Origin of the sequence: Aurantibacter sp., assembly GCF_039941195.1 — a bacterium.
GTDB lineage: Bacteria > Bacteroidota > Bacteroidia > Flavobacteriales > Flavobacteriaceae > Aurantibacter_A.
Genome location: NZ_JBDVFA010000090.1, coordinates 1 through 12,504, shown reverse-complemented (window position 1 = coordinate 12,504; position 12,504 = coordinate 1). Strand labels below are relative to the sequence as shown.

At 33.6% G+C, this 12,504-nt stretch carries 11 protein-coding genes; 3 read left to right on the top strand and 8 right to left on the bottom strand.

Annotation, left to right across the window (positions count from 1 at the left end):
- Positions 1–148: 148 nt before the first annotated feature.
- The gene (locus ABJF52_RS15115; protein WP_348152033.1) at positions 149–1,276 is read left to right on the top strand and encodes a glycosyl hydrolase; all 1,128 of its coding nucleotides are present in this window, start codon (positions 149–151) and stop codon (positions 1,274–1,276) included.
- On the opposite strand, the gene ABJF52_RS15110 is transcribed toward ABJF52_RS15115, so the two are convergent.
- The 3 genes from ABJF52_RS15110 to ABJF52_RS15100 all read right to left on the bottom strand — a co-directional run bounded on the left by ABJF52_RS15110 (position 1,263) and on the right by ABJF52_RS15100 (position 3,632).
- A complete protein-coding gene (locus tag ABJF52_RS15110; RefSeq protein ID WP_348152030.1) occupies positions 1,263–1,637 on the bottom strand; it encodes a TfoX/Sxy family protein in 375 nt (124 codons plus the stop codon). The two genes, ABJF52_RS15115 and ABJF52_RS15110, sit on opposite strands and share 14 nt — an antisense overlap.
- A gap of 104 nt (positions 1,638–1,741) precedes the next feature.
- Positions 1,742–2,668: a metallophosphoesterase gene (locus ABJF52_RS15105; protein WP_348152027.1), complete on the bottom strand. Its 927-nt coding sequence runs from the start codon at positions 2,666–2,668 to the stop codon at positions 1,742–1,744.
- Between the two features lie 133 nt (positions 2,669–2,801).
- Entirely contained in the window at positions 2,802–3,632 is an 831-nt protein-coding gene (locus ABJF52_RS15100; protein WP_348152024.1) for an endonuclease/exonuclease/phosphatase family protein, read from the bottom strand.
- Between the two features lie 229 nt (positions 3,633–3,861).
- Between ABJF52_RS15100 and ABJF52_RS15095 the strand changes: the two genes are divergently transcribed.
- Positions 3,862–4,971 (top strand): hypothetical protein, encoded by a 1,110-nt coding sequence (locus tag ABJF52_RS15095; RefSeq protein WP_348152021.1) that lies wholly within the window; start codon positions 3,862–3,864, stop codon positions 4,969–4,971.
- Positions 4,972–5,203: 232 nt separating this feature from the next.
- Positions 5,204–7,837, top strand: a complete 2,634-nt coding sequence (locus tag ABJF52_RS15090) for a glycoside hydrolase family 2 TIM barrel-domain containing protein (protein ID WP_348152019.1) — start codon at positions 5,204–5,206, stop codon at positions 7,835–7,837.
- A gap of 132 nt (positions 7,838–7,969) precedes the next feature.
- Here the strand turns inward: ABJF52_RS15090 and ABJF52_RS15085 are convergent, their stop codons facing one another.
- The 5 genes from ABJF52_RS15085 to ABJF52_RS15065 form a co-directional block, all read right to left on the bottom strand.
- Positions 7,970–8,743, bottom strand: coding sequence for an MOSC N-terminal beta barrel domain-containing protein (locus ABJF52_RS15085; protein WP_348152016.1), 774 nt, complete (start codon positions 8,741–8,743; stop codon positions 7,970–7,972).
- A 47-nt stretch (positions 8,744–8,790) separates the two neighbouring features.
- Positions 8,791–9,117, bottom strand: coding sequence for a multidrug efflux SMR transporter (locus tag ABJF52_RS15080; RefSeq protein ID WP_348152013.1), 327 nt, complete (start codon positions 9,115–9,117; stop codon positions 8,791–8,793).
- A 384-nt stretch (positions 9,118–9,501) separates the two neighbouring features.
- On the bottom strand, positions 9,502–10,236 hold the full coding sequence (locus ABJF52_RS15075; protein WP_348152010.1) for an NAD(P)H-dependent oxidoreductase: 735 nt from the start codon (positions 10,234–10,236) through the stop codon (positions 9,502–9,504).
- Between the two features lie 268 nt (positions 10,237–10,504).
- Positions 10,505–11,704: a VCBS repeat-containing protein gene (locus ABJF52_RS15070; protein WP_348152007.1), complete on the bottom strand. Its 1,200-nt coding sequence runs from the start codon at positions 11,702–11,704 to the stop codon at positions 10,505–10,507.
- Positions 11,705–11,908: 204 nt separating this feature from the next.
- Positions 11,909–12,504, bottom strand: a 596-nt coding sequence (locus ABJF52_RS15065; RefSeq protein WP_348152004.1) for an NmrA family NAD(P)-binding protein, incomplete at its 5' end; no start/stop codon positions are given.

Below are 12,504 nucleotides of genomic sequence, written 5' to 3'. Positions count from 1 at the left end.
TCTCGAGCAAATCAAGTTGTGTAAGAAAAATGATGTACTCAACTGTGTAAAATATGGAGTGAGTTGTATTTTATTTAAAAAAACTGTAATTCTATATTCGCATTGTACTTATATTGTTTTTCGGAATGATTTTTGGTTCTTCCTTTGTATGGCTTTTCAAAAACTATTACTATGGCGTGCTATGCTTCTTATTGGAGGGTTGATAGCTGTTGCTTGTAGTTCTGATGATTTGGATGAAGAAATGCCGATAAATACTGAAAATGTGAATACGAATACATCTGAAAATAAAGAATCTGCACAAGTGCCAAGAATAGTGAGCAAAGAAAGCATATTGGCATATTTTGATACCTTAATTGAAAATGAACAAATAATAGTCGGGCAACAATGTGGCGATATGCCTAGTTCAACGGCTAGTTTTTATTCACGTTACGTAGACCGATTGGCAGATATGACTGGACAGTATGTTGGACTCGTTGGTGCTGATTTTGGTTGGTTTGCAGGTGATAAATATCCAGTACAGACTTTAATAGAGCATTGGAATAATGGTGGCTTGGTTACCGTAAGTTGGCATGCTGATAATCCGTTCACTGAAGGTGTGGACGTATACATGAATACAGTTGAAAATAAAGACAAAATAAATTTAAAAGCTTTATTGCGAGACGCTGAACCTAGTGCTGTTAGAGCAAGTTATCGTAATGAATTGGATAAGGTTGCTGGTGCTTTACAGGAATTGAGAGATGCCAATGTTACAGTTATTTGGAGGCCGTTTCATGAAATGAATGGAAATTTTTTCTGGTGGGGAATTGATGATTATGCGAATAAGCAAACAAATGAATCTGATTTTAAGGCACTATGGATTGATATGTATAATACGCTAAAGTGGGATTATGGTTTGGATAATTTAATTTGGACCTATGCAGTCGTGCCTAGCGAAACTTGGTATGCAAACGTAACTGCGTATTATCCGGGGTCTGATTATGTTGATTTAGTTGGAATGGACTATTATGGTTTACAGCCTGATTTTCCGCATTATGTTGAACTGAAAACTTTAGGGAAAACAATTGTTATGTCTGAAATTGGTCCTCATGAAGAAAGTTATGGGACCTGGAATATGATGGATGTCGTTGAAAATTTAAAAGGGAAAGCGGCTTATTTTATGCAATGGCATAGCTGGAATGGCGCTGGTGTATCCATAATCGATAATAGAAATTATAATGATATGATGAATAACGATGCCAGTATTACCCTTGAGGAAATATCACCTATTTCCTTTTAGCAGCTCTCTTTTTACTTTTTTTAGCCATAGGATTAAAATCGATGCACATTTGTAGCCAAAATTCTAAGTCCGCGTCTGTGTCAATTCCTTCTGCACTCACAAATACATAACCTTTCATAGAACGTCCAGTGAAATTCATTTCGCTGCAATGAGGTCTAGCAAGTGCTTCTTCATATTTGTCTATTCCTATTCTGGCCATTAATAGAGAACTGTCAGTATGTTTGTCAATATGCATACCAAAACACATTTTATCATCTACCATAAAACATAAACCGCCAATCATTTTCTTTTCTTCAAAATAAATAGATTTTTGGTTCAAATAGCGCCGTGCTCTGTCCGCTAGAAATTCGTCATAAGCCATGCTGTAGTCCTTTAGTAATTATTCTTTTTGAATATGCTATTGATCCTAGAGTCAGTAAAATACTGTTGTTTAATTAATCTAAAAATCAAGATCGAAGAAAGAATTTAATCTAGAAAATTTCGATCAAAAGAAAATGGTTTTTCATTGTTTGGGTTTACGGATATTTGCACCGCATTTGGGCCTCCTTCAATTTGTAATCGTAGTATATTCGCTTCGTCATAAGGTCTATTTAATAACCAAAAATGCCCATCTCCCTGCACATATAGAATAGGTTTTTCAAAATCTGTGGCGACCTCTTTTAATACGTTTGTAAAAGATTCAAATTTTACTGGACCAGCCTCTACCATATTCGCGTGTCCGAAAATGACTAATGCTTCTAGGTCATCGGAATTAGCATTAACGTAATCTTGTAAAAATTTTCCGTTATCGGCTAATCGAGCATCCCATTCTTCTTGATCGTGAACGGCGCTACCTACTAAGTTAAGACCCATAAACATTATTTTACTCTGAGACCAGACGAAATTCTCAGCTCGATCTTCTTGGAAAGAGACAACTTGATCGAAAGTCCAATTGTTCTGAAAATTTAAAAAATATTCGTTCCATATTTCTAACGCAGAAACGGGATCATCACAATCATTATACTCATTATCACCTAGTAGCATAAAAGTTGGTGCATCGAACTCTTTAAGAATCTCATTTACATCTTTATAAACAGGTTCAAGACAAGGATCAGCTCCAGGTTTTATGTCGCCTACATGAACTACAAATTCAGAATTTGCTTTAGTATTGTGTTCTTCTATCATAGCAATTAAACCGGTTCGTTGTTCATCTCCATAAGGAACATCTCCAATGGCTGTAAAAATTACACTATCTAAAAGAACTGGTTCTGGTGTGGGTGTAGTGATCACTGAATCAATAGGATCAATGGGGTCATCTGAATCTTTAGGTGGATCATTTTTTGAATTGCATGATAGGGCAAAAATGAATACCAGGCTAAAGAAAGCAAGTAAAATCAGCTTCGAATGTTTCATAATTTTGATCTATTTTCTTAGTATTACTAACGTTCTACGTTTTACTTATGTTGCTAATGCGTAACTAATTTAGTGAATTACTGTTTTATTGATATTTCTTGCATCTATTTGATGCTTAAAATTTAGCTACTTGTTAAATTTTAACTGATGCAAATATTGGCAAATGATCCGAAATATGTTTGTTGTTTTCCATTCGGTCATCAATGTGAATATAGTCTGAAAACTCCAGGTTCGCACCAAAAATATAATCGATTCTATGGTCTAATTTACGGTCAGGATTAAACCCACTAAAAGTTCCGGTAGGTCCATAAAATGCTTTAATAGTATGATTTTTACCATCTTTTAGTTTGCTTTGTAAAAATTGTATCGGTTCCGATTCTGGAGGTAAGTTTAAATCGCCCATTAGAACTACCGGAAGTTGTGTTGTATTAACTTCATTTATTTTTTGGAAGATCAGCTCTGCGGACTTTACACGAGCCTCATTCCCGCGGTGATCAAAATGTGTGTTAAAAACATATAATTGTTTGCCGGTTACCTTTTCTTCAAAAAGGCCGTAGGTACAAATACGTTCTAAAGAAGCATCCCATCCTTTTGAAATTTTATTTGGAGTTTTAGAAAGCCAAAAGGTGTTGGTTTTTACAACCTTATATTTTGTTGCATCATAAAGAATAGGGGAGTATTCACCTTTAGTTTTACCATCATCACGTCCAACACCTATAAAAGAATATCCAACTAAAGAACTATCGAGATAGGTTAGTTGTCGATGTAAAACTTCTTGCATGCCAATAAAAGAGGCCTCGTAATGTTTTAGTAAATGTACCATAGCCACTTTACGGTCGTTCCAATTATTTACGGTATCATTTACATTATCATATTTAATATTATATGACAATACTTTTATTTCTTGACTAAACCCTAAAAAGATGAAGGCAAATAGTACAAATATGGTAAGTCGTTTTTTCATTTTTTGGATTGTTTTTTTCGAATAGCCAATTTAAGGAATAACCCTCACAATAATCAGAGAAGAAACAGGGATATTGATAATAAAACATATTCTTAGTTTTTAATTTACCTAAATATAATAGGCTTAAATCGCTATTTAATAATTCTGTTTTAAGTACTTCAATTTGGAAGTTAAAGTCTAGTCTAAAAAGACTTCCTTTTACTAAATTTGGCGACTTACATTAAAAATTATGAAAAATATATTCCTCACATTTTTATTATTAACTTCTTATTTAGCCAGCTCGCAAGAATCTAAAGTTCCTGTTTACGCATGGATGGGTGGACCAGGTAAGGCAACTGATAAAGAGCTTGAAAAAGAGTTTACAGATTTAAAAGAAAAAGGAATTGATGGACTTATGTATAGTGGTGGTCATGACCCTGCAACTTATAAAAGAGTAGGAAAAATTGTTAAAGATGCAGGAATGGAGTTTCATACGTGGATACCTACTATGATCCAGAGTGATCCAAATTTAAAACCAGAATGGTATGGGGTAAGTGGTAAAGGTGAATCTGCATTCGAAATTCAACCCTATGCTCCATATTACAAGTTTTTATGTCCGAATAAAAAAGGAGTGCGTAAATATTTAAAAGATTTGTATTCGAGCGTTGCGGAAGTTGAAGAGGTAGATGGAATTCACTTAGATTATATTCGTTACCCTGACGTTATTCTAGCACGCGGACTTTGGGAGAAATACGATTTAATACAAGATCGTGAATATCCAGAATATGATTTTTGCTATTGTGATACATGTACTTCAGATTTTAAAAAGAAAAGTGGCATCGATATAAAAGCTGCAGAAGACCCTACTACCGTGCACGAATGGAAACAATATCGCTATGATGTAATTACAAGTTTAGTAGGTGAGTTAAGTGAAGCTGTTCGAAAAAAAGGAAAGAAGGTTAACGCAGCTGTTTTTCCTGGACCTACAATTTCTAAAACTTTAGTGCGACAAGAATGGAATAAGTGGAACTTAGATGCTTATTTTCCAATGAATTACAACGATTTTTATATGGCAAATCCTTTATGGGTGGGTAGCATGGTTAAAGAAGAAGTACTAGCTGCTGCCGATACACCAATTTATAGTGGCTTATTTATTTGCCCTAGACCATGGAACAAGGCAAACGAAGAAGATCCAGAAGGTAGTGGTTTGCTGCCAGAAGAGTTGGGAGATGCTATTCGAGAATCTATGGAAAATGGTGCTGCTGGAATCTGCCTATTTACACCTGGAAGAATGACCGACGCACATTGGGCTGCTTTTGAAGTAGCAGTACATAAAGAGTATGAAATTAAAAGTAAATAATGCCTTGGGCAGTCTATTGTATGTTCAGGTCTGAGCAATTTATTCTTTATCTCTATAGAAATTACAATCACTACTAATTGTTTTTGAAATAGTAATTATTCTGAATTCAATTAAAAAAGTCAGTCTATATAGGTATGTGAAATTTTAAAATTTAGTTCAACTTTCTACTTAATCGCTCATTTAATATCAATGGTCAAATTCTTTGACTATTTAATTTATTTAAAATTTAATTATGAAAAAATTGAACTTCCCCATTTTATTATTTTTTGTTTTTTTTGCTTTACAATGTGCAACCGCACAGGATAGATATGAGTTAAATAGTGATTGGTACTGTACACCAAGTACTAATTTAGAATCTGATGGATATGAATTATCCAAAACGTCATATGATTTAAAAGATTGGATGCCTGCCACTGTACCGGGTACTGTTTTGACGACTTTGTTAAATAACGATAAAGTACCAGATCCTTTCTACGGAATGAATAACGAAAAGATAAAAGATATATATGATACCGGTCGTGAGTATTACACTTATTGGTTTGTAAAAGAATTTGAAGAAGTTGCAAAAAAAGGGGAGAAGGTATGGCTCACTTTTCGCGGAATTAATTACAGTGTAGATATTTTTATTAATGGTGAGAAAGTAAATGAAAAACCATATAAAGGAATGTTTCTGCGTAAAACTTTTGATATAACTAACTTTCTAAATAAAAATGGTAAGAATAGATTGGCGGTTATTGTACATCCGGTGGATGTTGTAGGAAATCCTAATGGTGGTCAAGGTGGCGACGGAATGATAGCTAAAAATGTTTCGTCGCAATATGTTGCTGGCTGGGATTGGATTCAACCAATTCGCGATAGAAATACCGGTATTTGGGATAAGGTTTTCATTGAAAAAACTGGAGCTGTAAATTTAAAAAATCCACATATTGTAACGCTTGTGCCCGGTTCAAGAATGCCAGGTGTCGAACAAGAACCAGCAACACTTAAAGTCTCTGCGGAATTAGAAAATACTAGTAACAAAGCAATTTCAGGAACGCTGCAATATGAATTAAACGGAAAAAAAGTCACTAAAGATGTCACCTTAAATGCCAATGCGACTACTGAAATTAATTTACCAGACCACAGTGTTGAAAGCCCTAAATTATGGTGGCCGAATGGGTATGGCGAGCAAAATATGTATGCAATTGACATAGCATTTACGGCAAAAAATAAAATAATAGATACTGAAAAAGTTGATTTTGGAATTCGTGAAATTCAAACAGAATGGAACGAGCGTACCCGTAGTAAACAGATATCAGTTAACGGACAAAAAATTTTTATTAAAGGGGCTAACTGGATTATGTCAGATGCCATGTTGCGTTTATCTGAAAAACGTTACGATGCTGAAATTCGATTTCATAGGGATATGAATTTAAATCTGATACGAATTTGGGGTGGTTCATTAACCGAAAGACCTGAATTTTATGAAGCATGTAATAAGTACGGGTTACTTGTGATTCAAGATTTTTGGATAAGTGGTGATGGTAATGGACGTTGGTTGGATCCTAAGAAAAAAGAAGACCAATGGACAAGAAGACAATACCCAGATGATCATCAATTGTTTATTGAGTCGGCAGAAGACGTTGTGAAAATGATTCGCAATCATCCATCATTGGCTATGTGGTGTGGTGGTAACGAAATTACTCCTCCAGAAGATATCATGTATGCCTTAAAAGAAGAAATTTTACCAAAATTGGATGGCACTCGTTGGTTTATAGATTACTCTAATTCTGATGAAATGTCGTATAATTTTAAAGGTGGTAATGGAGACGGACCCTATAACATTCAGGATATTCGTGTGTTCTGGGAAGAGCGTACTTGGCCATTTAATTCTGAAGTAGGATCTGTTGGTACAGGTGATGCAGTTTCACTAAGAAGATTTTTACCAGAAGAAAATCAAGTAATGCCACAGAAAATTGTAAACAATAGAAAAGTTACCGACAAGGCATGGAGTTACCATAAGTATATTGGCTACAATAAAAGTATGGATGTTTATGGAGCACCTACAGATATGGAAGATTTTGCAAATAAAGCACAGTTGGTAAATTACAATCAATACCGTGGATTAATGGAAGGTTTTAGCGCGCATATGTGGGATTGGTATACCGGAACTATTATTTGGAAAACGCAAAATCCTTGGACGTCGCTAAGGGGTCAAATGTATGATTATTACCTAGATCCTAATGCTTGTTTATATGGCACTCGAAAGGGAAGTGAACCTTTTCACGGAATGTATAATTCCTTAAAAGGTGATATAATGATTGTGAATAATACTTTCGAACCGAAACACGATGTAATGTTGAAAGTGAGCTCATTTGACATGGACGGAAATCAAAAGATTTTAGAACAGGTATTTTGTAGTATTGAAGAAACAAGTGTTCGTTTAATTGGAAACTTACAGAAAAAAATAGATGTGGTATCCAAAGAAAAAGGAGCCTTTTTGTCAGTGCAATTACTTAATAAAGAGCAAAAAATACTTAGTGATAACTTTTACTGGATACCGGACAGCACGGGAGTTCACTCCGGCTTAAAAACTTTACAAAAGGTAAAATTAGATGCGAAGGCAAAAAAAGTGAACGATACTACTGTTACACTTACGCTAAAGAACAATGAAGATAATTCAGTTGCCTTTTTTAATCGTATATCTTTAGTCAATGACGAAATTAGTGAGCGGGTAATGCCTACTTTTTATAGTGATAATTATGTGTCGTTGGTTCCTGGAGAATCGAAAGAAATTACCCTAGAATATGAGAATCTCGCTCAAATAAAGCCAATTATAGAAATTAGTGGTTGGAATTCAGCTATGTCGCGTATTACAATTGAGTAGTTGTTTGGTTTTATAGATCGTATGCTTTTGGACTGAGGAAGATTTGTAAAGACTGGTAATTATATTAATTATCAGTCTTTTTTTCTGTTTTAATCAATAAGCAAATTCCTTGAAATTTATTTGCTACTCATTTTACTTTTTAATTATCAAAGTATCAGAATTGCGTATCGTTCCTAATTTTGTGGGCACTAAATAAATTCCAAAATTTGCTTTATTACCAATACTCATTTCTTTAGCAATTGTTCTTAGTGGCTCTTGACTTTTGCTTTTTTCTCCGGTGATGGGATTAATTGTTATTAATGAGCATCTTTTTGTTTGTGCTGCTATTCTAAATTCACAAGTTCCAATTTGTATTGCTGTCCATTGCTCTTCTTCAAAAGCCTTAAATCCTGATACTATTATATTAGGTCTAAATCGATTTAACTCCACCGGAATTTCTAATTTTTCATTTAGGGATGCCACAGATTCTTTGGAAATTAAATGAATAGGGTAGCAGTCATTAAAGGATATAGCTGTAGAATCTGTTTCTCGAAGTTTTTTAAAATTTATACGAACGAGTTTACTTTCTGTTTTTAATACGGCAGTTAGCCAATCGTTTATTTCCTGATTTAAAATTTGTCCTGCTGCTTCTTTTTTAAATAATAAAAGTTCAATATCCTGCATTTCATCTGTTAATGAAACTGTTTTAGATTGATTCTTGTAGGTAATTTTAAGAATCGTATTATTTATCTCAGTTTTAAGTTTAAGCAATTGTGCATTTTCTCGAGCAGTAATAATTTCATTGTTAGAATTTGCAATTCCAAAATATCTATCGTTTTCAAAGCCAATAGAAGTCACGTTAACTTCACTTAAACATATGCCTTCAGTTGACTTAACAGGATAAATAAATAAATCTTCTATTTTCAATATTTTATTTTTTAAATCTGTTTTACAAGTTTAACCTATCTTTCGATTTAATGCGATACCACTTTTAACCCAACAATAGATACAATTAAAGTGGTAATAAAAAATAGTCTCCAAAATGTTGCAGGTTCTTTAAAAATAAGAATTCCAACCAAAACTGTTCCTACTGCACCAATACCTGTCCAAACCGCATAAGCTGTTCCTATTGGTAATTGTTGTGTTACTTTTACAAGTAATAACATACTTATGGCCAAACAAACTAAGAATCCAATATACCAATACGTAGTGTCAATTCCGCTTGCTTCTTTTGCTTTACCAAGACATGCAGCAAATGCAACTTCAAAAAGTCCTGCTATTATTAAAAGTATCCAATTCATTCGCAATTAATTTTTACTATAGTTTTAGTTTTTTAAAATAGGTTTTATTTGTGGACTATTTTTTTAATAATTCTTTTGTTGATTATTATTTGTCGTGAAGGGACATTATTATTTTTAAAAATTAATACTCTTAATGAATTTTGACGATTTTATTTGTACAATTATTATAATGTAATGGGAAAATTCATTCCATATTATTAAACCTTTAAAACGCTAAGAGAAGATTTACTTTAATAGCTATACTAAGATATAGATTCTAATATTCTCAGGATTAACTTTAAATACAAAAAAGAAAATGGCGGTTAGGAGATGTAGCCGAATTGAATAAAATAATTTATTGAGAATTTAAAGGCTCACAGAGAGCAACCGGAATGACATTTTAAATTATCTATACTCTGGATTTTCGAAATTCCAACGTTTGCCATCATCCCATGAGTCACGGGAATTACCATAATTAGAGTAACCCTTATTCATCTTTAACATATGCGCTAAATGCAGTAAATTATATGTCATAAAAGTGGTGTTCCTGTTGGTGAAATCGCTATCAATACCTACTGGAGCTTCTAGTTTTTCTCCTTTCCATTCTGCGTCTCCATAACTTGGTCCCGGTCCTACTTTACCAATCCATCCGCAATCTGCCTGAGGTGGAATAGAATAGCCTATATGTTGTAAAGCATATAAAATACCCATAGCGCAGTGCTTTATGCCATCTTCATTACCAGTAATAATACAACCACCTACTTTACCGTAAAAAATGTATTGTCCTTTTTTATTAGTTTGGCCGCTTAAGGCATATAATCGTTCAATTAATTTTTGTGCTTCAGAAGACTTTTCGCCCAACCAAATTGGAGTGCCGATAATAGTAATATCGGCATTTAAAATTCGTTTTGCTAATTTGGGCCATTCGTCAAAATCCCAACCGTGTTCTGTCATATCTGGGTAGATACCGCTGGCTACATCATGGTCGATTAACCGAATCTCATCAATCTTCACCTGTTCTTTAGTCATAATAGCTTTTGAAACTTCCATGAGTTTTTCTGTATGACTTTCTTGTGGAGATTTCTTAAGCGTACAGTTAATATAAATGACTTTTAAATGACTAAAATCTATCTTTTTCATACGCTCGCGTTTTTAGGTATTTGAGAGAATTGAATACAATATGCAGTTACTAATTTAAGTGCTTTACGAATTATTGATGTGTTCAAAAGAATAAAGAATGAACTGGATACCGTTCAGTTACGTTACGAATAGGTAGACTAATACTTTAGGCTTTACACATAAAGAGTACTGTCTTGTTTAATTTTTTTTATCCTATATACAGTTGTTACCTGCTATGAGTTTCACTATTTTCAGATGCTCTACTAACTGTTTTGTATTGAATATTCAATTATTTTTCAGATGGATTTTCATACCAAACTACTCCCAAGCCTTCACTGTTTAGACCGTAATTTTCTTCGCAAATTAGAATATCTAAATCTCCGTCTTCATCTAAATCAATTAATTCAACCTTGTCATATTTCGCTTTATGCTCTCCCGAAATACTAACCCAATCACTTTCTGTGGAAGCTGTAAGTTTAGTTCCACTTAAGTATACCAAACCATCTTTTTTTTCCTTTAATGTATTGGTGCTTACTATTAAATCGAAAATCTTATCATTATTAATATCTCCAACTTCAATTGACTTTGCTTTACCAGTATTTGTTGGTAATTTAATTATTTGTTCTGTCCAACGGTTTTCATATTTCGAATAGATGCGAATAGTATTTTCAGTTCGTTCAGAAACAAGAATTTCATTTGTACCATCTTGATCAACATCTGCAATGCACATAAACATCACCTCTAAATCTTGTGCCCCGATAAAATGATTTTTCCAAGGTTGTTGCTGAGTTTTCCCTAATCCAGGATTTTCAAGCCAACGACAACCAGTAAGTGCTCCCATTCTGTCGGTGATTACTAAATCTTCGTCTCCATCTAAATCCATATCTTTTTTATAGATAGACATAATCCAACCTATCTTAGCTATTTCATGCCATTCCCAATTGTTTAACTCATCTGGATTATCAGGAGCTTCAAACCAACCAATAGCCGCATTTTCGCCTTTACCTGCTGCTATTAAATCCCTTCCATTTTTATTGCCAATTTGCATAGGTAAAGCATACATCCAACTCATTTTTTTGTCAGCTTCAGGGAATGTTGCTTGTTTCCAATTCTTGGGATTTAAATAATCATTTGTAAGGTTAAAATGCGCAAAAATCTTTTGTGTCTTTCCTTCTGTTAAGCTTACAACATCCAATTTGTTGTCGTTATTGATGTCAAAAAATATAGCATCTTCAACACTAGGAGTCTTTCCAATTAAAACACTAGGCCATCTTTTTTTTAAGTTGCGCTGCTCTGGTTGTAGATACAATTTCGTGAAACTACTTTCTTCCCATCCAGTAACAATATCTAACTTCCCATCATTATTAATATCTGAAAATCGAATACCGTCTGCCCCGCTACCACTGTCGTCTATAATATGCCGTTCCCACTGACACCAGACTTGATTTGTGAAAACAAAAAATATATAAAAAGCAAAATAATATTTCATGATTGGATTGCAGGAATAACTTTCAGTTTTATAATTAGTTAACTGAATTAAGGTTTTTTTTAAAGTATATAATATAGGGAATACTAATCAAAACACCTTTTATACAATTTAAATTTAAGCGAAGTATATTAATTAGTATACTAGCTTATCTTATTCGTTTTGAAGTTTTGTAAATCTATAAGTCTTGTTTAATATTTCTACTTTCTACTTTCTACTTTCTACTTTCTGATTCCAGATTCCAGTTGTTGCGGTTTCTAAAACGTAAGTCTTAAATGATTTTGCCTTGCGCCTGAGAATGTTTTCTATTTCATTGGAAATCTTTTGATTTTCAGGATTATTTAATACATGACTAAATAAATATTCTATTAACCAGACAAAGTCTGCCGGTACTTGCATTTTGTGCATGCCTTCAACATATTGTTCTAATGTTATTTCATGAAATTGTAAATTTCTATTCGTTGCAGCTGAAATAACTTTTACAATTTCTCTAAAGGTAATCGCCTCAGGACCTGTAACTTCGATAATTTTACCATTTAAATTATCATTTAATAAAGCTTCAACTGCCACTTCGGCAATATCTTCTGCATCTACAAAAGGTATTGGTGTATCAGCCATTGGTAAAGCAATTGCTCCTGATAAAATAGGATCTAGGAAAAAGCTTTCGCTCCAATTTTGATTAAACCATGAGGCACGTACGATGGAGTAATCGATTCCAGAATTGATAACTATTTGCTCACATTTTTCTGCTTCCACTTCGCCTTTGCCAGATAGTAAAACCATTTTTTTAACACCCATCTCTT